This is a genomic window from Roseomonas gilardii subsp. gilardii (assembly GCF_023078375.1).
Taxonomy (GTDB): domain Bacteria; phylum Pseudomonadota; class Alphaproteobacteria; order Acetobacterales; family Acetobacteraceae; genus Roseomonas; species Roseomonas gilardii.
Window position 1 is genome coordinate 634,132 of sequence record NZ_CP095554.1, and the last position, 25,718, is coordinate 659,849.

Consider the following 25,718-nt stretch of genomic DNA (forward strand, 5'->3'; position numbering starts at 1 on the left):
AGCCAACGAATGGGGTCCAGGGCGCGCAGCGTCCTGGCGGATGGGGGTTCCGGGGGGGAAAGGCAGAGCCTTGCCCCCCGGGGGACAGGGCAACGCCGGACCAATCAGGCCCGCAGGTTCGTCGGCTCGTGCAGGATCAGGCGGCCGGGGGGCCGGCCGTGCAGGGCCCGCAGCAGTTGCGTGGCGAGGCAGGCATCCTCCAGCGCCCCGTGCTGCTCGCTTTCGCGGGCGAGGCCCAGCGCCGCCGAGGCGGCGTCCAGCCCGGCGCGTTCGCCAGGGCGGTAGAGGCGCCAGGCACGCAGGGTGCAGTATTCCCCCCGCCAGGGCCGGGCGAGGCCCAGCCGGTCGAATTCCCCGCCCAGCATGCGGCGGTCGAAGGCCAGGTTGTGCGCACAGGCCACGGCGCCCTCGAAGAAGGCGGCGACCTCTCCGGCATGGGCTTCGAAGGATGGCTGGCGGGCCAGGAAACGGTCGGTCAGCCCATGGACCCGCACCGCGCCCGGATGGCAGCGCCGCCCCGGCGCGAAGACGAGGTGCAGCGTGGCCACCACGTCCAGCGCAGGGTCCAGCCGGACCGCGCCGAGGGAAACGACCCGGTCGCCGATGGTGCAGCCGGTGGTTTCGGTATCGAAGACCACCACGTCGCTCTGGAGGGAAAGCACAGGGTGCGCCAGGGGAGATAAGGTGGCGGGTTTCGTGGCGAAGTCCATCATCCCCGCCATCCTAGGACAGCCCGGCGCGTTCCGGTATGGCCGGTGGCCCGTTCCGCCCGGCCCAACCGGAGGGTGTCCCACCTGTTTCACATGGAGCAAGGCGAGAGGAACGGCACGGGGATGCGTCAGGAAATCCCGGAGGACTGGCTCCATCCACCCGATCTGGGCCGCGCCCGGCAGGTGCAGCGGGAGATGGCGGCCCGGGTGGTGCGGGAGGATGCCTTCGGCCCCATCCACCGTCTGGGCGGGGCGGATACCAGCCTGGACCGCTTCGACCCGGCGCAGAGGATCTTCGCGGCGCTGGTCACACTCGAGCCGGAGCCAGGCATCCTGGGGGATGGCGCCGGAGTGGAAAGCCCGGTGGAAAGCCAGGCGGCGGTGCTGCGCGCGCCCATGCCCTATGTGCCGGGCTTCCTCGGCTTCCGGGAGGTGCCGGTGCTGGTGGAGGCCTGGCGGCACCTGGAGCGGAAACCCGATCTGGTGATGGTGGACGGCCATGGCGCCAGCCATCCAAGGGGGCTCGGCGTCGCCTGCCATCTCGGCGTGGTGCTGGACGTGCCCACGATCGGCGTGGCGAAATCGCGGCTCTTCGGCCATCCGGATGGAGAGCTGGGGCCGGAACCGGGCGACCGGGTCAACCTCGTCCATGAGGGGCAGGTGCTGGCCGTGGTGCTGCGGACGCGGCGGCGCTCCAACCCCGTCTATGTCTCCGTGGGACACCGCATCTCCCTCGCCAGCGCGGTGGAATGGGTGCTGCGCGGCCTGCGGGGCTACCGCCTCCCGGAAGCGACGCGGCAGGCCCATCTGGCGGCGAACGCGGCGCGCCTCGCCCTGGGAATGCATGCGGAGGCGGCCGGCGGCGCAACGGAAGGCCGCTCCCCTTGACCTTGGCCGGCCCCGTGTCATCTCCCGACCATCCATGAGTGTCCCCATTCCCAGGCCCCGCCTCGCCGTGGTGCTGTTCAACCTCGGCGGACCGGATCGCCCGAGGCCATCAAGCCCTTCCTCGTCAACCTCTTCACCGACCCGGCCATCCTGCGCGTGCCGTCCTTCCTGCGTGGCGCGCTGGGGCGCTTCATCGCCGGGCGGCGGCTGAAGCCGGCCTCGGAGAACTACGCCCTGCTGGGCGGCCGCTCGCCGCTGCTGGAACTGACGCGGCAGCAGGCCGATGCGCTGGAGGCGGCGCTGGCCGGGGAGTTCGAGGTCCGCTGCTTCATCGCCATGCGCTACTGGCATCCGTTCTCGGCGGAAACCGTGGCGGAGGTCGCGGCCTGGGAGCCGGACGAGGCGGTGCTGCTGCCGCTCTATCCGCAATACAGCACCACCACGACCGGCAGCAGCCTGGACGACTGGCACGCCGCCTGCGCCGCCGCCGGGTTGCGGGTGCCGACGACGGCGCTGTGCTGCTGGCATTCCGATCCGGGCTTCGCCGCCAGCACCGCGGCCATCCTGCGCCGGGCCTGGGAGGCGGCGCGGGAGGCGCTGGCACCGGAGGTGCCGCTGCGGGTCCTTTTCTCCGCCCATGGCCTGCCGGAAAGCATCGTGAGGCACGGCGATCCCTATCAGTGGCAGGTGGAGCGCAGCGTCGAGGCGGTGGTGGCCCGGCTCGGCCTGCCGGGCGCGGAGCACCGGATCTGCTACCAGTCCCGCGCCACGCCGCAGAAATGGATCGGCCCTTCCACCGAGGAGGCGATCGCGCAGGCGGCGAAGGACCGTGTGGCGGTGCTGGTCTGCCCCATCGCCTTCGTCTCGGAACATTCCGAGACGCTGGTGGAGCTGGACGTGGAGTACCGCGACCTCGCGGAGAAGGAGGGCGTGCCCGGCTATTTCCGGGTGCCGGCGCAGAACGCCGATCCGGATTTCATCGCCGCCCTGGCCGGGCTGGTGCGGCAGGCGCGGGACTCGGGCCGGCGGCTCTGTTCCTGGGCGGGCGGGCGGCAATGCCCCAAGGCCCAGTCCGACTGCCCGCATGCCCGTGCCGCCCAGGGTTCAGCCCAGGGATCATTCCAGGGGGCCATTCCAGGGGGCCATCCCAGGAGTCCGGGCGGACGGCGCGGCGCGGGCATCGACCGGCCGGCCCGGGTCCAGTAGGCAGCGGGGAACGGCGACAAGGCGGAGCGATGGGCATGAGGGGTTTCAAGGCGGTCCTGTTCGATTGCGACGGCGTCCTGGCCGACAGCGAGCACTTGGTGGACCGGGTGGTGTCGGAGGATCTGACGGCGCGCGGCTGGGCGCTGACGCCGCAGGAATCGGGCGCCGTCTTCCTCGGCATGGCCCTGCCCGACATGGCGCCGGTGGTGAAGGCGAAGCTCGGCCACCTGCCGCCGGACTGGACACAGGAGCTGAAGCGCAAGGTGACCGAGACCATGGCGCGGGAGGTGCCGCCCGTGCCGGGGGCGGAGGCGCTGCTGCGACGGCTGCGCCGCTCCCCCTGCCCCTTGCCCTCGCCTCCAACTCCTCCCGGCTCGAACTCTCCGCCAAGCTCGGCCGGCTGGGCTTCGCGCCGTATTTCGGCGGCCGGATCTTCTCCTTCGAGGATGTGGCGCGGCCCAAGCCGCATCCCGACATCTACCTCGCCGCGGCGGCGGCCTGCGGCGCGGCGCCGGAGGATTGCGCGGTGATCGAGGACAGCCCGACCGGCGCCCGTGCCGGGGTGGCGGCGGGCTGCCGGGTCCTGGGCTTCTGCCGGCGGACGGAGCCGGAGGCGCTGCGCGCCGTGGGCGTCTCCGCCCTGTTCCGGGACCTGTCGGAACTGCCCGGCCTGCTCGGGCTGGAAGAGGAAGCGGCGTGATGGGCGGCTTTCCGGAGCTGGTCCAGCTCTACCCCTGGACCAAGGCATTGCACCTGATCTCGGTCATCGCCTGGATGGCCGGCATGTTCTACCTGCCGCGCCTCTATGTGTACCACAGCGATGCCGCGCCGGGCTCGCCGATGAGCGAGACCTTCAAGGTGATGGAGCGCCGGCTGCTGCGCGGCATCATCAACCCCGCGATGATCGCCACCTGGATCTTCGGCCTGGCTCTGGTGATGACCCCGGGCGTGGTGGACTGGGGCGCGGGCTGGTGGCATGCGAAGATGTTCGGCTTCCTGGCCATGAGCGCCCTGCACGGTTACCTCGCCGTCGAGCGCAAGCGCTTCGCGGCCGATGAGCGCCGCCATTCGGCGGCCTTCTGGCGCGTGGTGAACGAGGTGCCGACGCTCCTGCTGGTGCTGATCGTGATCATGGTGATCGTGAAGCCTTTCTGATCCGTCGGCGGAGGATGCCATCGCCGGACCGGGATAATCACGATAAAGTGATATCAGAACTTGATGTTGTTGCTTCGCAAGGAAGGCTTCGCACGCAAGTGACAGGGCGTGAGGCCGTGAGAGGAACGGACGCAACCGCGCGGTTTATATTGCGGAATGTCACCTTGGCCCGTGCGGTGTCTGTCCCCCATGGAGCACTGCTGCAATAATGCAACAGTGAAACTGGCAGGTTGTGGCTGATCTGCCGCACCCCCATGATGTCAGGGCAGCCAGATCGCGGGACGGATTCGCATCCGGACCCAGCGATGAAGATGGAGACACGCAAATGGCCCAGCGCCATGTGACGATCCTTGCTCTTGCCCTGGCGGCGGGGATCGCGCCGCTCGCCGTTCAGGCCCAGACCACCCTGACGCCCAGTCAGGCCACGCCGCGCGACAACAGCAGCTCCGGTTCTACGGCCCGCGAGTTGCGCCCGCTGGCCAGCCAGCCGGACAGCCAGGCCACGCCGGGCGCGACCCCGCGCGACAACAGCCGCGTCGGTTCCGAAGCACGCGGGCTGCGCCCGCTGACGAGTCAGCCGAACAGCCAGGCCACGCCGGGCGCAACCCCGCGCGACACGAGCAGCGTCGGCTCCGAGGCCCGTGGCGGCCCCGGCACCGGCCCGTTTCACCGCCGCCCGCGTGCTGCCGCTCCGGCCAAGGCGGCCCCTGCCAAGGCAGCTCCGGCGGCGCCCGCCGCCACCGGCTCGGGCGTCGTGATCGGCGGTCCGGACGCGGCGAAGAGCACCAGCAACATCAACGGCGCTTTCCTGGGCGGCGGCGGTGCCTTCGAGCGGATGCCGGACGGCAGCCTGCGTCAGGTCCAGTAACAACAGCCGCCAGTCCCGCCCTCCGGCGGGGCCGGCCGGAATGGCCCCAGGGGGAGGCATCGCCTCCCCCTGTTTCATTTCATCCGGGCCGCCCTCCGGGCCTCACACGCGATGCCGGTTCGCCGGAGGCCGGACTTTCGCGGCCTGCTATCCATCCTCGTCGAGCAGGCTGGCGAGCTTGAGGGCCACGCCCTTCGAACCCTCGACCCGCAGTCGGCCGGTGGAAAAGGCCAGCATGGGGTTGAGGCGCCCGGCCATCAGCTTGCCCAGATCCGGCGCGCCCAGGCGCAGCACGGTATCCGCCTCCTCCGAAGGCGAAGCGGGGCGGATGGTGACCTGACTTCCGGTTGCATCCAGAAGCAGGCTCTCATCCAGATCGGTGATATCGATCCGGACCTTGTAGCCAAGGCTGCGCAAAGCATGAGACCTCGCCAGCATGGCGTTCATCACATCGTCCGTCGTCACCATGGGAAGCCTTTCGCGTTGCAGAATCGAATCCTATTGACCTTAACGTCAACCATCTTCCTAATGGGTCACAAATCGGAGGGCCGGCCTTGAACGGCTCCGGACAGGAGAGGAGACAGCCAGCCATGGGCGGAACGGCCAGGCGCTGTTACCAGGGTGTCGTAGCGGGTCTCGCCACAGGCATCGCCATCGGGGGCTGGGGCGCCGCGCCCGCCCATGCCTCCGGCTATTTCCTGCGCGACCAGAGCGCCATCGGGCAAGGCAGTTCCTTCGCCGGCAGCACGGCGCGCGCCGACGACCCCTCCATGCAGTTCTTCAACCCGGCCTCCATGGTCCGGCTGCCCGGCTTCCAGACCAGCCTCGTCGGCACCTATGTCGCGCCCGACGCCACTGTGGAATCGAGCAGCGGCCGCCGCGCCGCCGCGCTGGGTGGAAGCACGATCCTGGGCGGCACCGGCGGCGATGTGGCACAGGATGCCTTCGTGCCCGCGACCTATGCCACGGCACAGGTCGCGCCCGACTGGTGGCTGGGCCTTTCGGTCAATTCGCCCTGGGGGCTGATCACCAAGACCGGCGCCGGCGATGTCGGCCGCTACCACGCCATGACCAGCGTGCTGCGCACCGTCGAGGTGGCGCCCTCCGTGGCCTGGAAGGCGACGCCGGAATTCTCGCTCGGCGCCTCACTGATCCTGCAGTACATGAGCGCGCGGCTGTCGAACGCGGTGGATTTCGGCTCGATCGGCGCCGCCGCCGGGCTCGGCCGGCTGGGCCTGACGCCCGGCAGCGCCGATGGCATCGGATCGGTGAAGGGCGACGACTATTCCGTCGGCTGGCAGATCGGCGCGCTCTGGGAGCCGCATCCCGGCACGCGGCTGGGCGCCAATTTCCGCTCCGCGGTCTTCCAGAAGCTGGACGGCTCCTGGCTGAGCTTCGAGAACGTGCCGGCGGCGCTGGCCAACAGCTTCCGCGCCGCGCGGGCCAGCACCAAGGTCACCACGCCGGAAAGCGTCACGCTCGGCCTGTGGCAGGATCTGGGCCGCGGCTGGACGCTGCTGTCGGACGTGAGCTGGACCAACTGGTCGCGCTTCCAGGAAATCCGCATCAAGGCGGATGGCCGCGCCGATACGGTGACGGCGGAGAACTGGCGCGACACGGTCTTCGCCTCGGTCGGCGCGGAGTACCAGGTCAACGAGAAGCTGCGCCTGCGCACCGGCTTCGCCTATGACCAGACGCCGGTGAAGACCGCCTACCGCACGCCGCGCCTGCCCGACACCGACCGCTACTGGCTCTCGGCCGGTGCCTCCTACAAGGTCACGGAACGGCTGGAGATCTCGGCGGGCTATTCGCACATCTTCGCCCGGGACGGCATCGTCAACCTGAGCGCGGGCAGCAGCGCCAGCTCCCCCGACTTCCTGCGGGGCAATCTCCAGCAGCGCTACAGCAACGCGGTCGACGTCTTCGCGCTGCAGGCGCGGATCACGCTCTAGCGGCCAGGAGGGAAGGCGATGGTGGGCAGCAGGATGATGGCGGAGAACGAAGAGACCCATCCGCCAGCCCCGTCGCCTGCCCTGGCATCAGGCCCCGCCCGCCCCTGGCTGGCGAGCTACCCTCCGGACGTGGACTGGTCCGCCCCGCTGGAGCCCGGCACCCTGCCGGAGATGCTGCGCGGCGCGGTGGCGCGCTTCGGCGACCGGCCCTGCCTCGACTTCCTGGGCCGGCGCTGGACCTATGCCCAGATCGGCGACCTGGTGGAGCGGGCGGCGGAGGGCTTCCGGCGCCTCGGCGTGCAGCCCGGCATCCGGGTCGGCCTCTGCCTGCCGAACTCGCCCTTCTATGTCGTCTGCTATTTCGCGGTGCTGCGGGCCGGGGGCGTGGTCGTGAACTTCAGCCCGCTGCAGGTGGCGGCGGAACTCTCGGCCCAGGCACGCTCCTCCGGCACGCGGATCATGGTGACGCTGGACCTGGAGCCGATGCTGGACCGCGTGCTGGGCCTGCTCGGCGAGGATGGCCCGGTGCGGCATGTGGTGGCCTGCCGCTTCGCCGGGGCGCTGCCGCTGTTCAAGGGAATCGGCTTCCGCCTGGCGCGCCGCACCAGCCTCGGCACCGTGCCGCAGGACGATCCGCGCGTGAGCGGCTTTGACACTCTGGTGGAGGCGCCGCCGCTGCGCGACGCGCCCGCCATCGCCCCCGGCGACATGGCGGTGCTGCAATACACCGGCGGCACGACCGGCCGGCCGAAGGGCGCGATCCTGACCCATGCCAACCTGACCGCCAATCTGGAGCAGGTGCGGCGCTGGTTCCATGGCTGCCGGGAGGGCGAGGAACGTGTCCTCGCCGTGCTGCCCTTCTTCCATGTCTTCGCCATGACCGTGGCACTGAACGCGGGGCTGGCCTGGGGCGCCGAGATCGTGCTGCTGCCGCGCTACGACCAGGCCGGCTTCCAGGCCGCGCTGCGCCGCAAGCGGCCAACCCTGCTGCCCGGCGTGCCGACGCTGTTCAAGGCGGTCCTCGATGCCGGCACGCCACGCGCGATGCTGTCCTCCGTACGCTTCTGCATCTCCGGCGGCGCCCCGCTGCCGCTGGAGGTGAAGCATGATTTCGAGGCGGCGAGCGGTTGCGTGCTGGTGGAGGGCTACGGCCTCACCGAAGCCTCGCCGGTCTGTTTCTGCAACCCGCTGGTGGGCGAGAACCGCGCCGGCAGCATCGGCCTGCCGCTGCCCGGCGTGGAGGCGGAGATCCGCGCCCTGGACGATCCCAGCCGCGCCCTGCCGCCCGGCGAGCGCGGCGAGCTCTGTGTGCGCGGGCCCAATGTGATGCAGGGCTACTGGGCGGAACCGGAGGAGACGGCGCGCGTGCTGCGCCCCGATGGCTTCCTGCGCACCGGCGATGTCGGGATCATGGCGCCGGATGGCTATGTGACCCTGGTGGACCGGATCAAGGACATCATCCTCTGCTCCGGCTTCAACGTCTATCCGCGCATGATCGAGGAAGCACTCTACACCCATCCCGACGTGGCGGCGGCGACGGTGGTGGGAATGCCCGATCCGTATCGCGGCGAAAGCGCCGCCGCCTTCGTGCAGCCCCGCCCTGGCGCCTCCCTCACGGTGGAGGACCTGAATGCCTTCCTGGCGGAACGCCTCTCGCCCATCGAGCGGCCGCGGCTGATCGAGCTGCGCGAGGAACTGCCGCGCACGGCGGTGGGCAAGCTCTCCAAGACCGAGCTGCGCCAGGAACTGCGCGAGCGCCATCCGGGCGGCCAGGCGTGACGATGGCGCGCCACCCGCCAACCGCAGACAGGGGAGCGCAGGCTGCGCCAGCTCTATACGGTCAACCAGCTCGCCGAGGAGCTGGGCATCACGCCACGCGCGATCCGCTTCTACGAGGCCAAGGGGCTGCTCGCCCCGGAGCGCGCCGGCACCACGCGGGTCTTCGACCGGCGCGACCGGGCACGGCTGATGCTGGTGCTGCGCGGCAAGCGCCTCGGCTTCTCGCTCAGCGAGATCCGCGAATACCTCGACCTCTACGACGCGCGGCACGGCCAGGCGGAGCAGATCCGCTGGCTGCTGGACAGCGTGCGCGAACGCATCGCCCGCCTGGAACAGCAGCGCGCCGACCTGGAACAGACCCTCGCCGAACTGCGCGATATCGAGGCCCAGGCGGCGAACGCCCTCTCCGGCCAGGGCTGACCTCCGGGTCTTTGTGCTCTGGCCAGCGAACCGGGAGGCTCTGCTTCCCGGACCCTTTGCTGAGGGAGGGGCCGCTCAGGGGCATAGTATGCCCCCGAGACCCCGCCATGAGCGCTCCGCGAGGAGGGGGTTATTCCGCCGTCGCGCCAATGGCGAGCGCTGCCCCAATCCCCCTCCTCGCGGAGCGCTCATAGGGTTCCAAGGGACCCACGTCCCTTGGCGGGAGGGGTCCGGGGAGGGCGGAGCCCTTCCCGGAGCGCCGCGCCCAAACACCAAGGACCAGAGGAACGAGCCATGACGGATGTGGTGATCGCGGCCTATCGGCGTTCGCCGTTTCACTTCGCCGGCAAGGGCGAGCTGGCGAGGACGCGGCCCGACGAGCTGGTGGCGCAGGTGATGCGGGCGCTGCTGGCGGAATCCAGGGCGGACCCGGCGGCGATCGAGGATGTGGTCATGGGCTGCGCCTTTCCGGAGGGCGAGCAGGGGCTGAACATCGCCCGGCTGGCGAGTTTCCTCGCGGGGCTGCCGCAGGCGGCGGGCGGGGTGACGGTGAACCGCTTCTGCGGCTCCTCGATGCAGGCGGTGCACCAGGCGGCGGGGGCGATCCGCATGGGGGCAGGGGAGGCCTTCCTCTGCGCCGGGGTGGAAAGCATGTCGCGGGTGCCGATCATGGGCTTCAACCCGCTGCCGCATCCGGGCCTCGCGAAGGACTTCCCGCAAGCCTACATCTCCATGGGCGAGACGGCGGAGAATGTCGCGCGGCGGCACCAGATCTCCCGCCGGGAGCAGGAGGAATTCGCCACCGAAAGCCAGCGCCGCGCGGCGAAGGCCCAGGCGGAAGGCTATTTCGCCGCCGAGATCGTGCCGATCCGCACCGGGGCCGGCACGGTGGAGGCGGATGGCTGCATCCGTCCCGACACGACGCCGGAAGGGCTGGCGGCGCTGAAGCCCGCCTTCGCCCAGGAGGGCACGGTGACGGCCGGCACCTCCTCGCCGCTCACCGACGGCGCCGCTGCGCTGCTGGTCTGTTCGGAGGAACACGCGCGGGCGCGGGGGATGGAGCCGCTGGCGCGCATCCGCGGCATCGCCGTGGCAGGCTGCGCGCCGGAGATCATGGGGATGGGGCCGGTCGAGGCCTCGCGCAAGGCGCTGGCCCGGGCGGGGATCGGGGTGGGCGACCTCGACGTGGTGGAGCTGAACGAGGCCTTCGCCAGCCAGTCCATCGCCTGCATCCGGGAGCTGGGGCTCGACCCTGCCATGGTGAACATCGATGGCGGCGCCATCGCGCTCGGCCATCCGCTGGGCGCGACGGGGGCGCGCATCGTGGGCAAGGCGGCTTCGCTGCTGCGGCGGCAGAACGGGCGCTATGCGCTCGCCACCCAGTGCATCGGCGGCGGCCAGGGCATCGCCACGGTGCTGGAGGCGGTGGAATGAGCGCGATCCAGCGGGTCGGCGTCATCGGCGCCGGGGTAATGGGCGCGGGCATCGCGGCGCAGATGGCCAATGCCAGCCTGCCGGTGGTGCTGCTGGATGTCGTGCCGGGCGGCGCGGCGAAATCCGTGGCGGCGATGCTCAGGGCCGATCCGGCGCCCTTCATGCATCGCGGCGCGGCGAAGCTGGTGCAGCCGGGCGATCTGGAGGGCGACTTGCCCCTCCTCGCGGATTGCGACTGGGTGGTGGAGGCGATCACCGAACGGCTGGAGGCCAAGCGCGAACTCTACGCACGCCTCGACGGGGTGCTGAAGCCAGGGGCGGTGCTGTCCTCCAACACCTCCACCATCCCGCTGCGCGCCCTGGCCGAAGGGATGCCGGAGGAACGCGCGCGGCGTTTCCTGATCACGCATTTCTTCAACCCGCCCCGCTACATGCGGCTGCTGGAGGTCGTGGCCGGGCCGCGGACCGATGCGGGCGCGCTCGCCACGATCCGGGAGACCGCCGACCGCCGTCTCGGCAAGACGGTGGTGATGGCGAAGGATACGCCAGGCTTCATCGCCAACCGCATCGGCACGCTGTGGATGCAGTCGGCGGTGAACCATGCGACGGATCTGCGCCTCTCGATCGAGGAAGCCGATGCCGTGGCCGGGCGGCCGATGGGCGTGCCGAAGACGGGCGTCTTCGGCCTGCTCGACCTGGTCGGGCTGGACCTGATGCCGCATGTCTCCCGCAGCCTGCTGGCCAGCCTGCCGGAGGGCGATGCCTATCGCGCCCTGTACCGCGAGCATCCGGTGGTGGCGAAGCTGATCGGGAGCGGCCGCACCGGGCGCAAGAGCAGCCTGGGCGGCTTCTACACGCGTGGCAAGGATGCCGGCGGCAAGAGCCTCAGGCGCGCCATCGACCTCTGGACCGGCGAGGACCGCGACAGCGAGAAGCCCGTGCTGGAAAGCCTGGAGGCCGGGGCGAAGGATCTGCGCAGGCTGGTGGCGCATCCCGATCGTGGCGGCCGCTTCGCCCGGGCCCTGCTGCTCGACACGCTGTCCTATGCCGCCGCGCTGGTGGGTGAGATCGCGGATGACGTGGATGCCGTCGATACGGCGATGCGGCTCGGCTACAACTGGAAATATGGGCCCTTCGAGCTGATCGACCGGCTCGGCCCCGGCTGGCTCGCCCAGGCGCTGCGGGAGGATGGACGCCCGGTGCCACCGCTGCTGGAACGGGCCGGGGAGCGGAGCTTCTACCGCACCGAGGAGGGCGTTCTGCAGTTCCTCGGCCTGGATGGCGAATACCATCCCGTGCCGCGCCCCAGGGGGTGCTGCTGCTGGCCGACATCAAGCGCCGCTCGAAGCCGCTGCTGCGCAACGGCTCGGCCAGCCTCTGGGATATCGGCGACGGCGCCGCCTGCCTGGAATTCCACACCAAGATGAATGCGCTGGACCCGGAGGTCATGGCGCTGATCGGCAAGGCCATCGCGCTGGGGAAGAAGGGCGGCTTCCGCGCGCTGGTGATCCACAACGAGGGCACGCATTTCTCCGCCGGCGCCAATCTCGGCCTCGCCCTCTTCGCCGCGAACATCGCCGCCTGGGGCGAGATCGAATCCCTCATCGAACTGGGGCAGAAGACCTATCGCGCGCTGCGCGACGCGCCCTTCCCCGTGGTCGGCGCGCCGTCCGGCATGGCGCTCGGCGGCGGCTGCGAGATCCTGCTCCATTGCGACGCGGTGCAGGCGCATGCGGAAAGCTATATCGGGCTCGTCGAGGTCGGCGTCGGGCTGATCCCCGGCTGGGGCGGCTGCGCCAATCTGCTGCGCCGCTGGCAGGAAGCGCCGGGCCTGCCACATGGGCCGATGCCGCCACTGGCCCGGGCCTTCGAGATGATCTCCACCGCCCAGGTGGCGAAATCCGCCTTCGAGGCGAAGGAGTTGCGCCTGCTGCGGCCGGAGGACGGCATCACCATGAACCGTGACCGCCTGCTGGCCGAGGCCAGGGAAAGGGCGCTGGCCATGGTGGCGGGCTACCAGCCGCCGCAGGTGGCACCGCTGCGCCTGGCCGGGCCATCCGGCCGGGCCGCGCTGGACCTGGCGGTGCGCGGCGCGGCGCAGACCGGCAAGGCGACGCCGCATGACGAGGTGGTCTGCGCGCATCTCGCCGACACGCTCACCGGCGGCGAGGGCGCGGACTACACCGAGGAAGTATCGGAGGACCGCGTGCTGTCCCTCGAACGGAAGCACTTCATGGCCCTGCTGCGCCACCCCGCCAGCCTCGCCCGGGTCGAGCACATGCTCGAAACCGGGAAGCCGCTGCGGAACTGATGCCCGGCTCCGCCCGTTGCCGCCGACGGCGCGAACCAGCGAATGGGAGGTCCAGGAACCCTGGGTTCCTGGCGGATGGGGACCGGGGAAGGCGGCGCCTTCCCCGGTCCCCGGCCTGAACGGAGAGAGGAACGGACATGCCGAGCTACAAGGCACCGCTGCGGGACATGCGCTTCCTGCTCAGCGAGATCATGGCGATGGACCGGCTGCGGGCGCTGCCGGGCTGCGAGGAGATGCAGCCGGACCTGATCGACCCGGTGCTGGAGGAGGCGGCAAAGCTTTGCGAAGAGGTGCTGTTCCCGATCAACCGGCCGGGCGACGAGGAAGGCTGCCATTACGAGAATGGCGTGGTGCGCACGCCGAAAGGCTTCCGCGAGGCCTATGACGCCTTCCGCGCGGGCGGCTGGACGGCGATGGCCTGCGACCCGGCCTATGGCGGCCAAGGGCTTCCGCGCACGGTCTCGCTGCTGTTCGAGGAGATGATCTGCTCCGCCAACCTCGCCTTCAGCCTCTATCCCGGCCTGTCGCACGGCGCCTACACGGCGCTGCACACGCATGGCACGGCGGAGATGAAGGCGCTCTATCTGCCGAAGCTGGTCTCCGGCGAATGGAGCGGCACGATGTGCCTGACGGAGCCGCATTGCGGCACCGATCTCGGCCTGATCCGCACCAGGGCTTTGCCGGCGGAGGACGGGACCTATCGCCTCAGCGGCACCAAGATCTTCATCTCCGCGGGTGAGCACGACCTGACGGAGAACATCGTGCATTTCGTGCTGGCCAAGCTGCCGGACGCGCCGCCGGGGGTGAAGGGCATCAGCATGTTCCTGGTGCCGAAATTCCTGCCGGACGAAAACGGCCGCGCGGGGCCGCGCAACGGTGTCTCCTGCGCCTCCATCGAGCACAAGATGGGCATCAAGGCCTCCGCCACCTGCGTGATGAACTTCGACGGGGCGAAGGCCTGGCTGCTCGGCACGCCGCACAAGGGGCTGCGCACCATGTTCACCATGATGAACGAGGAGCGGCTGTCCGTCGGCATCCAGGGGCTGGGCATCGCCGAGGTCAGCTACCAGAACGCCGTGGCCTATGCGCGCGAACGCCTCCAGGGCCGGGCGCTGGGCGGCGCGAAATACCCGGACAAGCCGGCCGACCCGATCCTGGTGCATCCGGATGTGCGGCGCATGCTGCTCACCATGCGCGCCTATGCCGAAGGATGCCGCGCGCTGGGCGTGGCCGTGGCGTTCCAGCACGACATCGCCACGCGCCATCCGGAGCCGGAGGAGCGGCTGGCCGCCGAGGACTATGTCGCGCTGATGACGCCGGTCGTGAAGGCGCTCTTCACCGATCTCGGCACGCTCTGCGCCAATCACGGCATGCAGGTGATGGGCGGGCACGGCTATATCCGCGAATGGGGCATGGAGCAGTATGCCCGTGACGCCCGCATCGCGCAGATCTACGAGGGCACCAACGGCATCCAGGCGCTGGACCTCGCCGGGCGCAAGATGCCGGCCCATGCCGGGCGCTATCTCCGCCGCTTCTTCCACCCCGTGCTGGGTTTCATCGAGCGGCACGAGGAGGACGAGCGGATGGGCGAGTTCATCCTGCCCCTCTCCAAGGCTTTCGGCCGGTTGCAGCAATGCACGGCGGAACTGGCGCGGCGCGGCCTTTCCGACCCCACGGAGATCGGCGCCGGGGCGACGGACTACCTGCGCCTCTTCGGCCTCACCGCCCTGGCGCATCAATGGGCCCTGATGGCCGAGGCCGCGCTGCGCGGCGATGGTGGAGAGACGCCGGAATTCTACGCCGCCAAGCTGGCCACGGCGCGCTTCTTCATGCAGCGCCTGCTACCGGAAACCGGCGCGCTCGCCTCGGCCATCCTGGCGGGCGGAGCCTCGATGATGGCATTCGACGACGCGGCGTTCTGAGGTCCGGCCCCGGAAGAGGCTCCGCCTCTCCCGGACCCACTCCGCCGGGGACCGAAGCCGGTCCCCGGACCCCGGGCTTTCGTTGGTTCCGGTGGCGACCGGCGTTCTACGCTCCGATCCCTGGGCGCAGGTGGACCAGCGGGGCACCCGAAGAAAAACAAACACCGTGTCCGCTGCGGTGGCACCGGCAGTCGCCGGAGAGCATCGCCCTCCGGCGTGATCCGACCACAGCGAGCACCAACGAGTGGGGTCCAGGGCGCGCAGCGTCCTGGCGGATAGGGGGTCCGGGGGAAAGGCAGCGCCTTGCCCCCGGAGGGACAGCACGACGCCGGAGCACCCCCTCGACAAGCCCCTGCCCCACCCGGAGACTGCCGCGCGCAGACCACCGCAGAGGAGTCCCGGGGGCATGGGGGGTTATTGGCGCCTGACGGCCAGCGAACTGGCGGCGAAGCTGCGGGGCCGGGAGGTTTCGGCCGAGGAGGTGGCGCGGGACGCCCTGGCCCGGCTGGATGCGGCCAATCCCGCCATCAACGCCGTGGTGGACCACCGGCCGGAGGAGGTCCTGGCCGAGGCGCGCGCGGTGGACCGCCGCCTGAAGGCAGGCGAGGCGGTCGGCCCGCTGGCGGGCGTGCCGGTGACGATCAAGGTGAATGTCGATCAGGCGGGCCACGCCACCACCAACGGCCTGCAGATCCAGCGGGAGCTGATCGCGAAGGAGGACAACCCGGTCGTCAGCAATCTCCGCCATGCCGGGGCGGTGGTGCTGGGCCGGACCAACACGCCCGCCTTCTCGCTGCGCTGGTTCACCCGTAACGCCCTGCATGGCAACACGAGGAACCCCCGCGACCCGCGCCTGACGCCCGGCGGTTCCTCCGGTGGCGCCGCGGCCTCGCTGGCGGCGGGAATCGGGGCGCTGGCGCATGGCACGGATATCGGTGGCTCGGTGCGATACCCGGCCTATGCCTGCGGCGTGCATGGACTGCGGCCAACCCTGGGGCGGATCGCCGCCTTCAATGCCAGCAGCCCGGAACGCGCGATCGGCGCCCAGTTGATGGCGGTGTCCGGCCCGCTGGCCCGCTCCATCCCGGATCTGAGGCTGGCGCTGAGGGCCCTGGCCGCCCCCGATCCGCGCGATCCCTGGTGGGTGCCCGCACCGCTCGAAGGGCCGCCCGTGCCGAAGCGTGCCGCCCTCTGCGTGCGGCCCGAGGGGCTGGCCACCCATCCCGTGGTGGAAAAGGCCCTGCGCGCCGCCGCCCTGGCCTTGCAGGAGGCGGGCTGGACCGTGGTGGAGACCCCCTGCCCGCCGCTGCGGGAGCCGGCGCATCTGCAGGCCCTGCTCTGGCTGGCGGAAAGCCGGCGTGGCGGCAACAGGGCCTATCAGGCCGAGAACGAGCCGGAATCCCTGGCCGTCCTGGCCCGGATGGAAGCCCGCGCCCCGGAGGCCGGGGAACACGGCGTCGCCGATGCCCTGACCCGGCGGGCCGGCTTCCTGCGGCAGTGGAGCCTCTTCCTGGAGCGCTATCCGCTGGTCCTCCTGCCCGTCTCGGCGGAACCTCCCTTCCCGGATGCGCTCGACATCGAGAGCGATGCCAGCTTCGAGCGGGTGATCGAGGCCCAGCTCGTGCAGGTCGGCCTGCCGCTGATGGGTCTTCCCGCCCTGACGGTCGCCACCTCCGGGGCCTCCACGGCACCGATGGGGGTGCAGCTGGTGGCCGGACGCTACCGCGAGGACCTGTTGCTGGAAGCCGGGGCCGTGATCGCGCCGGAGCCCATCGCGCCCGTGGAGCCAGTCACGGAGCCCGTTACAGAGTGATGCAATTCGCCCCAGGGTGAAGGCAAGTCCGCCTCGATTCCGCCATGGGGCGGCACCATCTTGGGTATCGAGGAGCAATGACCATGCGCCGCATCACCAAGATCAGTCTGGCCGCGATGGCCGCCCTTTCCCTGGGCGCCGTCGCCGCAGCCCCGGCCGAGGCCCAGCCTTACTGGGGACCGGGCGGTGGCTACCACCACCATCACGGCCCTGGCCCCGGCGGCGCGCTTGCCCTGGGCCTGGGGGCCGGTGTCCTGGGCGGTCTCGCCCTCGGCCTGGCCACGCAGGCGCCTCCGCCTCCGCCCCGCGTCTATTACGCACCGCCCCCGCCGCCGGTCGTGTACGAATACGCGCCGCCGCCGGTGGTCTATCAGCCGCCGCCCGTGGTGTACCGCCCGGCGCCGGTCTATGCCCCGCCGCCCGCCGGCTATGTGGTCCGCGGCCCGGGCTACTGGTAACGCGGTGGCCGCCTGGCGCGGCCACCCCGCCATCGGACGCATTCAGCAGAAAGGCCTTTCCCCTGTGGGGGAAAGGCCTTTTTCGTCGGGGCCGGAGTGGCCCGGTCTCAGCGCGCGGCGGTCGCCTGCCCGCTGCGGAGTTCCCTCGCCCGGGCGAGGACCTTGTCCTCGAGCTCCGCGCTGGTGGCGCTGGACACGGGGGCATCCTGCCAGACGCCGTTGTGCAGTTCCTGGCGGAAGACCGACACGCGGACGCCATCGGAGCGGAGCTGCCGGCCCAGGATATAGGCCGTGGCCCGGAAACGCTCTCCGTTGGCGGCGCTCGGCGTGTACCAGTCGGTGATGATCACCCCGCCGAAGGGGTCGGCCGAGGAAAGCGGCATGAAGGACAGGGTATCCAGCGCGGCCCGCCACAGATAGGCGTTCACGCCGAGCCCGGTGCCGGACTGGTCGCCCGCGCCATCTCGGTTGGTGCGGTCGGTCCCGAACAGCAGGATGCCGTCGGAGCCGCCCAGGCGCCCCTGGACACGGGCGCGCCGGCTGTCATCCGTATATTCGTCGTTGCCCACTTGGCGGGTCTGGGAACAGGCCCCCACCAGGACGGGCAGCAGCAGCAGAGCGAGGCGTGTCTTTGGCATGGCGGGCGCACAGTAGAAGCCAGCGCGCCACTTGCAAGAGGGGAAAAAGCAGAGGGACCACGAAGAAATCGTGGCGGCCGATACAAAAAGGGCGGCGGATGGACCCGCCGCCCCTTCTGCACCGGATAGACGCCGCGATCAGAAGGCGATGCGGGTACCCAGGATGAAGACCTTGGACTCGACCTTGTTGTTGGCGGTGCCCGCCGAGCCGGCGATGAAGTTGTAGCCGGCTTCCTTGCGGTAGACGTCCGTGTAGTCGGTCACGATGGTCAGGCCAGGAGCTACGACATAGGTCGCGCCGACCGACCAGGCGAATTCGCGACGGCCAGCCGCCACAGCCTGCGCACCGGCGGTCTGCAGGTCGTAGTAGTTGGCACCGACCGTGACCGGGCCCCAGGTATAGGACACGCCGGCGAAGACCTGGCCCATGTTGCGCGTATCCACGGCACCGCGAACCAGCGGGGCATAGGTCGCGTTCGCCTGGCCCCAGTAGTACTCGCCGCCAAGGGTCACGCCATAGGCCTTCGCCTGCAGGCCGCCATAGCCCATCCACATCGGCTTGGCGGAGGTGATGGCGCTGCCGTTCACCGAGGCGCCCTTGGTGGCATCGGCGGTCATGCCGCCGATCGCGGCCTGCAGGCCGACGCCACCGAAGGAACCGCGCCAGCGGGCGATGCCGAACACCTCGTTACGGCGGCGCGGCGTACCGGAGAAGGCATTGGCCGTGTCGCAGTCGCCGGTCGGCGTGGACAGGATGCAGCCCGTGTCCTCGCCCTCGCCCTGATTGAAGGCGAAGGAGGCGCCGAAGTCGAAGCCATAGAACTGCGGCGACAGATAGATGATCTTGGTGTTGTCGCCCGGGTCGGCGGTGAACATCGTCGCGGCGCGGTGCGTGCCGGTCACGCTGTCGAACCAGTCACCGTCGACGCCACCGGTGCCGAAGTTGGCGACGTGACCGACGCTCATCAGGTTCCAGGCGACGTCCTCGTCACCGAAGCGGACCTGGCCGAAGTCACCGGCCACGTACATCCACATCTCGTCGGTATCGAGAGCGGTCTTCGAGATGCTCGCGCGGGCGCCCGAGTAAGGCGTGTAGCGGCCGTCGCTGTTGTCGACCTGCAGCTCGATCGCGACACCGTAACGCAGGCCGTTCGTGGCCTTGCCGTTGGCGACGATGTGGATCTCGGCATCGGAGGCGAAGTCGGACTTGCCGAGGCGCGCGGAGGTCGCGGGCGTCGTGCTCGTGCCGGCCAGCGGCACGCCGGCTCCGCTGTCCTTGTTCCGGCCGTTCTGGTCCTGCTCGGTGAAGTTGTAGTTGAAGCGGAAATAGCCGCCGACGCGCACTTCAAGGGCGCGGTGGGACATCATCGGCGGGCCGGGCGGCAGGAACGGGTCCGCACCCTGCGCCAGAGCGCCCTGCGGGGCGAACAGAGCGGCAGCGGCGATGGCCGTGCTGCCCAGAAGAAGCTTACGCATCAAATCCCTCCTCACGCGCAGGGGCCGTACTGCCCCGCGATCCCTCAGCCCGCCTGCCCCCCTGACAGGGAGCCCCTCATCCGGCGCACCACAGCGATGCACCCGGCGTGGAGCCAGGCCCGGGCGGACTATGGTTCAGGCCATTCGGAAGGGGCAATGGCCCGGATCACGAGGGCGCGACTTCTGCGAAACACTGTGACCTGCGGGCAACAACCCCTCCAGTGCCGAGATGCCACAGGCCCAGGCGGGGAGGCGCCGGGCGCGCCGGGAATCCACGCCGCCCAGCGCCACGGCGCCGCAGGCGGCGCGCCGGGCCAGCGCCGCCCAGCGCAGCGGCCCCAGCGCCGGAGCACCCGGATGGCTGGCGGTGGGAAAAGCGGGAGAAAGCAGCACGCCGTCCGCGCCGAGTCGCCGGGCGCGGGCGAGGCCGGAGCGGCCATGCGCGGCCTGGCTGAGCCGCCAGCGGCGCGGGTTCCGCCGCCGCGCCAGGAGATAGGGCAGCAGCCCCGTGGCGGGCCGGCGGTCCGGCAGGTGCAGCCCCCCCCCAGCCGCAGCGCCGCGCGCCCGTCCCCCGCCAGCATCAGCACCAGCCCCCGCGCCCGGCAGAGCCGCGCCAGGCCGGGCAGCAGCGCCGGCGCCACGTCGCGCGCCAGCACCGCCGCGCCGCGTGGCAGGCCGAGGGCGGCCCCGCGCGGGTCGGGCAGGCGGCGGGCGTCGGAGACCAGCCAGAGCCGGGGCAACCCGTCCCGCCCCGGCGGCGGCCGGAAGCGGCGCGCCGCGAGGATGGTCCTCCCCGCGGCTATCTTCTTCGGGCGCGGGCGTTTATCCCTCCCTTCCATGAGCGACGCTTCCTCCCTCGCGGATGCCTCCATCCCGGCCGCCCTGGCCCGGGTGCGGGCCGAGATCGCCGAAGCCTGCGCCAGGGCCGGCCGCTCCCCCGACTCGGTACAACTGGTCGCGGTCTCCAAGAGACATCCGGCGGAAAGCGTGGTCCAGGCCCTGGCGGCCGGCCAGGCCGTCTTCGGCGAGAACCGCGTGCAGGAGGCGCAGGGCAAGTTCCCCGCCCTGCGCCCGGCCCATCCGGAGCTCCGCCTGCACATCATCGGCGGGCTGCAGACCAACAAGGCCCGCGATGCGGTGCGGGTGGCGGATGTGATCGAGAGCCTGGACCGGCCGAAGCTCGCCGAGGCCCTGGCCGCCGCCATGGCGAAGGAAGGCCGGCGGCCCGATTTGCTGGTGCAGGTGAACACGGGCGAGGAACCGCAGAAATCCGGCGTCGCCCGGGCGGAGGCCCGGGATTTCCTGCGCGCCTGCCGGGACGAGCACGGCCTCACCATCTCCGGCCTGATGTGCATCCCCCCGGCCGGGGAGGACCCGGTGCCGCATTTCGCCTTCCTGGCCGATCTGGCGGCCCGCCACGGGCTGAAGCGCCTTTCCATGGGCATGAGCGGCGATTTCCCGCTGGCCATCGCCCAGGGCGCCACCCATGTGCGGGTCGGGACCGCCATCTTCGGCCACCGGCCCGCTCCCGCCGCCTGACCGTCCCAACCCGTTTCCCCCTTCCGAGGGGCACGCGAATGGCGAGGCCGCCGCGCCGCATTCGCCTTCCGATGGCGGGGCGCCCATGCTACCCGCCGCTTCACATCACCCAGCCGATCGCAGGTTTGCCATGTCCGATCCGATCCAGCCCGCCAATCCCGGCGACACCAGCGCGCCGCCGGCCCCCCTGGTCGTCAACCTGCAATATGTGAAGGACCTGTCCTTCGAGGTGCCGGGCGCACCGGAGGTCTTCACCCAGCTCCGCGAGCAGCCGCGCATCGATATCGGCCTCGACGTGCAGGCCCGGCCGCTGCAGCAGGACGGCAACACCTTCGAGGTCTCCCTGCAGATCCGCTGCGACGCCAAGTCCGGCGAGACCACGGCCTTCATCGCCGAGCTGGTCTATTGCGGCATCTTCACCGTCAACGTGCCGCAGGAAAGCCTGGAGCCGGTGCTGCTGGTGGAATGCCCGCGCCTGCTCTTTCCCTTCGCCCGCAACGTCCTGGCCGATGCGACGCGCGAGGGCGGCTTCATGCCCGTGCTGCTGACGCCGATCGACTTTGTGGCGCTGTGGCAGTCCCGCCGTGCCCAGGCCGGCCAGCCGCCCGTCGGCAACGCCTGAGCCCGGACGGGCCGCCGGGGAGGGTCCGCCCTCCCCGTCACGCCCCCCTTGCTCACGTCACCCGGTCGAGCTCCTCATAGCTCATGCCGCCCGGCACGATGGTGACGGGGCAGCGCAGCCGGTGGGAATGGCGGCTGGTCATCGCCGTGACCAGCGGCCCGGGATTGCCGCCGGAGGCCGAGGCGGCCAGCACCAGGATCGAGATGCGCGGATCGCTCTCGATGAGGCCCAGCACCTCCTCGATCAGGTCGCCCTCGCGGATGATGATCAGCGGCAGCCCGTCGGTGATCTCCTGCACCTCGGCGGCCAGGGCGGACATCATCTGCTCCGCCTCCTCCCGCCGCTCCTGCTGCAGCAACTGGCCGACGCCGGCCCATTCCTTGCAGGCCCACGGGTTCCGTCACCCGCAGCAGGGCCACCCGCCCGCCGGACTTCTTCACCCGCAGGCAGGCATAGCGCATCGCCAGCACCCGTTCCGGGCTGTCATCCACGACGACGAGAAAGACGCGGTCGCTCGGCAAGCCAGTTCTCCCGGAATCCGCCTTGCGGCGGTATGGTCAGCGATCCCCGGACGGGAAGAAGCCGGGCTCCATCCCTCGCAGCCTGCCATCGCGGCCTTCCGGAAGGCCAGGATTATAGGGAAGGCCGCGATGCACGCCATGCCCACGCCCCGCCGCCCCGGAATGCGGGCCGCCCCGGGTCATTGCCTCCGGGGTCACTTCCCGATGCAGAAGCTGCCGAACACGACATCCAGCACCTGCTCGACACCCACCCGGCCCGTGAGGCGCCCCAGGGCCAGCGAGGCGGCGCGCAGCCCTTCGGAGGCCAGCTCCGGCACGGGCGCGGCCTCCGCCTCGGCCAGGTGCCGCGCCACCTCCTCCAGCGCGGCGCGGTGGCGCGGGCGGGTCAGCAGGGCGGCGCCGCCGGCCCGCCGCTCCGCCTCCGCCTCCAGCCGGGCCCGCAAGGCGCCGAGTCCCCTGCCGGTCCGCGCCGAGACCGGCAGCGGCGCCACGCCCGCGTAATCCGCCGGCGGCTCCGCGAGGTCGCAGCGGTTGGCCACCACCACGCAGTCCCGCCGCGCCAGCAGGGCCAGCGTCTCCGCATCCGGCGGCGCGTCGGCCGCGAAGACGGCCAGCACGATATCGGCTTCCTCGCCCCGCCGGTGCGCGCGCCGGATGCCCTCGGCCTCGATCTCCTCGGCCCCCTCGCGCAGCCCGGCCGTGTCCGCCAGCACCGTCGGCACCCCGGCCAGGTCGAAGCGCGCCTCCACCACATCCCGTGTGGTGCCCGCCCGGGCCGAGACGATGGCGGCCTCCCGCCCCGTCAGCGCGTTCAGCAGCGAGGACTTGCCGACATTCGGCGCGCCGAGGATCGCCACATCCAGCCCCTCGCGCAGCCGCTCGCCGCGCCCACCATCCGCCAGCGCCGCCGCGATCTCCGCCCGCAGCGCCCCGGCCCCCGCCCGCACCACCGCGTCCAGGTCGGAGGGCAGCCCTTCCTCGGCGAATTCCAGCGCCGCCTCCTGCTGCGCCAGCAGGCGCGTCAGCCGCTCCGCCCAGGCCCGTGCCTCCCGCGACAGGGCCCCTTCCGTCTGCCGCAGCGCCTGCCGCCGCTGCGCCTCGGTCTCCGCCTCGATCAGGTCGGCGATGCCCTCGGCCTCGGTGAGGTCCAGCTTCCCGTGCAGGAAGGCCCGCCGGGTGAACTCCCCGGGCTCCGCCACCCGCGCCCCGGCCGCCACCAGCGCCTCCGACACCGCCGCCACCACGGCCCGCCCGCCATGCAGGTGCAGTTCCGCCGCATCCTCGCCCGTGTAGGAGCGCGGCGCCGGGAACCACAGCACCAGCGCCCGGTCCAGCGCCGCCCCCGCCGCGTCCCGCAGCGTCCGCAGCGTGGCCATCCGCGCCGCCGGCCGCCGGCCGGCCAGCCGGTCCAGCACCGCCCCGCAACCCGGCCCCGACAGCCGCAGCACCGCCACCGCCGAACGCCCGGCCCCCGTCGCCAGCGCAAAGATCGTGTCCGCCGTGCTCATGCTTCCCCTGGGGTTGCTCGTCGAGGATCGGGCGTGGCGCTCCGGGAGGCTCTGCCTCCCGGACCCTCCGCTCAGGGGGATAGTATCCCCCCGAGACCCCGCCATGAGCGCTCCGCGAGGGGCTGACCGCCGTTCCGCCAAATGGCGACCGGCATCCTGTTCCCCTCCTCGCGGAGCGCTCACAGGGTTCCCAGGGACTAACGTCCCTGGGCGGGGTGTCCAGAGGGGCAGAGCCCCTCTGGCCCCGGCCTGAAACCTCCGAGAGCCCTCTGGCGGGCGAGGTGGGGGCACCTTAGGTGCGCTGGCATGGGCCAGACCTATCCGAGCGAGAACATGCTGCGCCACGAGGCCAGCCCCTATCTGCTCCAGCATGCGGGGAATCCGGTGCACTGGCGGCCCTGGGGGCCGCGGCGCTGGCGGAGGCGCGGGCGACCGGGCGGCCGATCCTGCTCTCGGTGGGCTATGCCGCCTGCCACTGGTGCCATGTGATGGCCCATGAATCCTTCGAGGACCCCGGGACGGCGGCGCTGATGAACCAGCTCTTCGTCAATGTGAAGGTGGACCGGGAGGAGCGGCCCGATATCGACGCCGCCTACATGAACGCGCTGCACCTGCTGGGGGAGCAGGGCGGCTGGCCGCTGACCATGTTCCTGACGCCCGCGGGCGAGCCCTTCTGGGGTGGCACCTACTTCCCGCCCGAGCCGCGCTGGGGCCGCCCCTCCTTCCGCCAGGTGCTGCGCGGCGTGGCCGCCACCTATGCGCGGGAGCCGGAGAAGATCGCCCAGAACACCGCCGCGCTGGGCCAGGGCCTGGCGCAGCTCGCCGCCAGCCACCCCGGCGCCCTGCCGGACCGGGATCTGCTGGAACGCGTGACCGAGGCGCTGATGGGCATCCAGGACCCTGTGCAGGGCGGGCTGCGCGGGGCGCCGAAATTCCCCAACGCGCCGATCTTCCGCTTCCTGTTGCAGATGGCGCAGCGGCTGGAACGCCCGGATTGCGCCGGCGCCGCGCATCTTCTGCTGCGGCGGATGAGCCAGGGCGGGATCTGGGACCATCTCGGTGGCGGCTACGCCCGCTATGCCGTGGATGGCGTCTGGCTGGTGCCGCATTTCGAGAAGATGCTCTACGATAACGCCCAGCTCCTGGAACTCCTGGCGCTGGCCTATGCGCAGCAGCCGGACGCCCTCTACGCCATCCGCGCGGAGGAGCTGGTCGGCTGGCTGGAGCGCGAGATGGTGGCCCCCAACGGCGCCTATGCCGCCGCGCTGGACGCGGACAGCGAGGGCGAGGAAGGCCGCTTCTATGTCTGGACCGCCGCCGAGGTGAACGCGGTGCTGGGCGAGGAGGCCGCGCTGTTCCGCGAGGTCTATGACGTGAGCGGCGAAGGCAACTGGGAGGGCAAGGTGGTGCTGAACCGCTCCGCCCATCCCGACCCCTTGCCGGAGGATCAGGAGGAAGCCCTCGCCGGGGCCCGCGCCCGGCTGCTGGAGGCCCGGGCCGCGCGGGTGCGCCCGGGGCAGGACGACAAGGTGCTGGCCGACTGGAACGGGCTGATGGTCTCCGGCCTGGTGCGCGCCGCCCTGGTCTTCGACCGGCCGGACTGGCTGGACCTCGCCCGCCGGGTCTTCGAGGCGGTGGCGCGCGACCTCGCGGCACCGGACGGGACCCCAGATGGGCGGCTGCTGCATTCCTGGAAGGACGGCCAGGCCGGCGCCACCGGGCTGCTGGAGGATCACGCCGCCATGGCCCGCGCCGCGCTGGCGCTGCATGAGGCGACGGGCGAGGCCGGCTTCCTCGACCGGGCCGCCGGCTGGGCCGAGGCCGCCGAGCGCCACTTCGCCGCGCCGGACGGCGCTTATTTCAGCAGCGCCGGGGATGCCGCCGACGTCCCCTACCGGACCCGTAGCGCGGGCGACGGCCCCAGCCCGAACGGCAACGGCATGCTGGCCGAGGTTCAGGCCCGGCTCTTCCACCTGACCGGGGAGGACCGCTGGGCCCGGCGGGCGGAGGCGACGGTTTCGGCCTTCACCGGGCTGGAGGGCGGCGTGACCGCCATGCCGACCCTGCTGGGCGCGGCGGACCTGCTGGTCTCCGGCCGCAGCGTGGTGGTGGCGGGGCCGCCGGGCGCGGTGCAGCCCCTGCTGCGCGCGGCGCTGCGGGCACCGGACCCCGCCACGGTGGTGCTGCGCGCGCCGGGGCCGGAAACGCTGCCACCCGGCCACCCCGCGGCCGGCAAGGGCATGGTGGAGGGCGAACCCGCCGCCTATCTCTGCGCCGCCGGGCGCTGCGGCCTGCCGGTGACGGAGGTGGCGGCGCTGGTCGCGCGGCTGCACCAGACCTGATCCCCGGCCCCGGTCGCCTTTCGCCCACCGCCCCCGGCCAGCGGGACCGGGCTGGCCACACCTCGCCGGAGGCGGGCGGAGCCTGGACGGCCATGCCCGGATCGCGTGAAGGGCCTGGTCCGATTCCACCACAGCCATGCGCCGGTCCGGAGCGGT

23 protein-coding genes and 1 pseudogene are annotated in these 25,718 nt (G+C 71.5%); 17 read left to right on the forward strand and 7 right to left on the reverse strand.

All coding sequences use genetic code 11. The features are described from left to right. Positions 1-104: 104 nt before the first annotated feature. Positions 105-713 carry a 3'-5' exonuclease gene (locus MVG78_RS02995; protein ID WP_247558071.1) on the reverse strand — a complete coding sequence of 203 codons (609 nt, stop codon included), beginning with the start codon at positions 711-713 and terminating at the stop codon, positions 105-107. 120 nt (positions 714-833) lie between these two features. Between MVG78_RS02995 and nfi the strand changes: the two genes are divergently transcribed. The 5 genes from nfi to MVG78_RS03020 all read left to right on the forward strand — a co-directional run bounded on the left by nfi (position 834) and on the right by MVG78_RS03020 (position 4,827). Continuing rightward, complete coding sequence (nfi, locus tag MVG78_RS03000; protein WP_282615042.1) at positions 834-1,598, forward strand: deoxyribonuclease V; 765 nt, start codon at positions 834-836, stop codon at positions 1,596-1,598. A gap of 156 nt (positions 1,599-1,754) precedes the next feature. Then, complete coding sequence (gene hemH, locus MVG78_RS03005) at positions 1,755-2,804, forward strand: ferrochelatase (protein WP_345892851.1); 1,050 nt, start codon at positions 1,755-1,757, stop codon at positions 2,802-2,804. Next, the gene (locus MVG78_RS03010; RefSeq protein ID WP_345892871.1) at positions 2,689-3,504 is read left to right on the forward strand and encodes an HAD family hydrolase; all 816 of its coding nucleotides are present in this window, start codon (positions 2,689-2,691) and stop codon (positions 3,502-3,504) included. The genes hemH and MVG78_RS03010 overlap by 116 nt, the downstream gene beginning before the upstream one ends. After that, entirely contained in the window at positions 3,504-3,959 is a 456-nt protein-coding gene (gene hemJ / locus MVG78_RS03015; RefSeq protein WP_247558075.1) for a protoporphyrinogen oxidase HemJ, read from the forward strand. The genes MVG78_RS03010 and hemJ overlap by 1 nt, the downstream gene beginning before the upstream one ends. A gap of 325 nt (positions 3,960-4,284) precedes the next feature. After that, positions 4,285-4,827: a hypothetical protein gene (locus MVG78_RS03020; RefSeq protein WP_247558077.1), complete on the forward strand. Its 543-nt coding sequence runs from the start codon at positions 4,285-4,287 to the stop codon at positions 4,825-4,827. 147 nt (positions 4,828-4,974) lie between these two features. On the opposite strand, the gene MVG78_RS03025 is transcribed toward MVG78_RS03020, so the two are convergent. Continuing rightward, entirely contained in the window at positions 4,975-5,295 is a 321-nt protein-coding gene (locus MVG78_RS03025; RefSeq protein ID WP_247558079.1) for an SCP2 sterol-binding domain-containing protein, read from the reverse strand. Positions 5,296-5,417: 122 nt separating this feature from the next. Here MVG78_RS03025 and MVG78_RS03030 point away from each other — a divergent pair, with 122 nt between their 5' ends. The 9 genes from MVG78_RS03030 to MVG78_RS03065 all read left to right on the forward strand — a co-directional run bounded on the left by MVG78_RS03030 (position 5,418) and on the right by MVG78_RS03065 (position 16,916). Next, entirely contained in the window at positions 5,418-6,779 is a 1,362-nt protein-coding gene (locus MVG78_RS03030; RefSeq protein WP_247558081.1) for an OmpP1/FadL family transporter, read from the forward strand. Between the two features lie 18 nt (positions 6,780-6,797). Next, positions 6,798-8,558, forward strand: coding sequence for a long-chain-fatty-acid--CoA ligase (locus MVG78_RS03035; protein WP_247558082.1), 1,761 nt, complete (start codon positions 6,798-6,800; stop codon positions 8,556-8,558). 102 nt (positions 8,559-8,660) lie between these two features. Next, positions 8,661-8,978, forward strand: a complete 318-nt coding sequence (locus MVG78_RS03040; protein ID WP_428480799.1) for a MerR family transcriptional regulator — start codon at positions 8,661-8,663, stop codon at positions 8,976-8,978. Between the two features lie 294 nt (positions 8,979-9,272). Next, the gene (locus tag MVG78_RS03045) at positions 9,273-10,412 is read left to right on the forward strand and encodes a thiolase family protein (RefSeq protein ID WP_247558084.1); all 1,140 of its coding nucleotides are present in this window, start codon (positions 9,273-9,275) and stop codon (positions 10,410-10,412) included. Next, positions 10,409-11,839 carry a 3-hydroxyacyl-CoA dehydrogenase gene (locus tag MVG78_RS21920; protein WP_428480736.1) on the forward strand — a complete coding sequence of 477 codons (1,431 nt, stop codon included), beginning with the start codon at positions 10,409-10,411 and terminating at the stop codon, positions 11,837-11,839. The genes MVG78_RS03045 and MVG78_RS21920 overlap by 4 nt, the downstream gene beginning before the upstream one ends. After that, a complete protein-coding gene (locus tag MVG78_RS21925) occupies positions 11,725-12,723 on the forward strand; it encodes an enoyl-CoA hydratase/isomerase family protein (protein ID WP_428480737.1) in 999 nt (332 codons plus the stop codon). Before MVG78_RS21920 ends, MVG78_RS21925 begins: the two co-directional genes overlap by 115 nt. A 137-nt stretch (positions 12,724-12,860) precedes the next feature. Continuing rightward, positions 12,861-14,645 carry an acyl-CoA dehydrogenase C-terminal domain-containing protein gene (locus MVG78_RS03055; RefSeq protein WP_247558085.1) on the forward strand — a complete coding sequence of 595 codons (1,785 nt, stop codon included), beginning with the start codon at positions 12,861-12,863 and terminating at the stop codon, positions 14,643-14,645. A gap of 406 nt (positions 14,646-15,051) precedes the next feature. After that, entirely contained in the window at positions 15,052-16,458 is a 1,407-nt protein-coding gene (locus MVG78_RS03060) for an amidase family protein (protein WP_247558087.1), read from the forward strand. A gap of 83 nt (positions 16,459-16,541) precedes the next feature. Next, positions 16,542-16,916 carry a hypothetical protein gene (locus MVG78_RS03065; protein ID WP_247558089.1) on the forward strand — a complete coding sequence of 125 codons (375 nt, stop codon included), beginning with the start codon at positions 16,542-16,544 and terminating at the stop codon, positions 16,914-16,916. A 107-nt stretch (positions 16,917-17,023) separates the two neighbouring features. On the opposite strand, the gene MVG78_RS03070 is transcribed toward MVG78_RS03065, so the two are convergent. From MVG78_RS03070 to MVG78_RS21690, 3 genes are all read right to left on the reverse strand, one after another. After that, positions 17,024-17,554 (reverse strand): DUF3576 domain-containing protein, encoded by a 531-nt coding sequence (locus tag MVG78_RS03070; protein ID WP_247558091.1) that lies wholly within the window; start codon positions 17,552-17,554, stop codon positions 17,024-17,026. A 138-nt stretch (positions 17,555-17,692) separates the two neighbouring features. Continuing rightward, entirely contained in the window at positions 17,693-19,030 is a 1,338-nt protein-coding gene (locus MVG78_RS03075; RefSeq protein ID WP_247558092.1) for a porin, read from the reverse strand. Between the two features lie 135 nt (positions 19,031-19,165). Then, on the reverse strand, positions 19,166-19,759 hold the full coding sequence (locus tag MVG78_RS21690; RefSeq protein WP_345892872.1) for a thiamine phosphate synthase: 594 nt from the start codon (positions 19,757-19,759) through the stop codon (positions 19,166-19,168). Between the two features lie 108 nt (positions 19,760-19,867). Here MVG78_RS21690 and MVG78_RS03085 point away from each other — a divergent pair, with 108 nt between their 5' ends. Further along, positions 19,868-20,569, forward strand: coding sequence for a YggS family pyridoxal phosphate-dependent enzyme (locus MVG78_RS03085; protein WP_247558094.1), 702 nt, complete (start codon positions 19,868-19,870; stop codon positions 20,567-20,569). Positions 20,570-20,699: 130 nt separating this feature from the next. Beyond that, positions 20,700-21,191: a protein-export chaperone SecB gene (gene secB, locus MVG78_RS03090; protein ID WP_247558096.1), complete on the forward strand. Its 492-nt coding sequence runs from the start codon at positions 20,700-20,702 to the stop codon at positions 21,189-21,191. A 52-nt stretch (positions 21,192-21,243) separates the two neighbouring features. Here the strand turns inward: secB and MVG78_RS03095 are convergent, their stop codons facing one another. Together MVG78_RS03095 and mnmE are read right to left on the reverse strand one after the other, a co-directional pair. Further along, positions 21,244-21,549: a hypothetical protein gene (locus tag MVG78_RS03095; RefSeq protein WP_247558098.1), complete on the reverse strand. Its 306-nt coding sequence runs from the start codon at positions 21,547-21,549 to the stop codon at positions 21,244-21,246. A 357-nt stretch (positions 21,550-21,906) separates the two neighbouring features. Continuing rightward, the gene (gene mnmE, locus MVG78_RS03100; protein ID WP_247558100.1) at positions 21,907-23,220 is read right to left on the reverse strand and encodes a tRNA uridine-5-carboxymethylaminomethyl(34) synthesis GTPase MnmE; all 1,314 of its coding nucleotides are present in this window, start codon (positions 23,218-23,220) and stop codon (positions 21,907-21,909) included. Positions 23,221-23,553: 333 nt separating this feature from the next. Here mnmE and MVG78_RS03105 point away from each other — a divergent pair. Then, positions 23,554-25,562 (forward strand): annotated as a pseudogene (locus MVG78_RS03105) (thioredoxin domain-containing protein). Positions 25,563-25,718 lie beyond the last annotated feature (156 nt).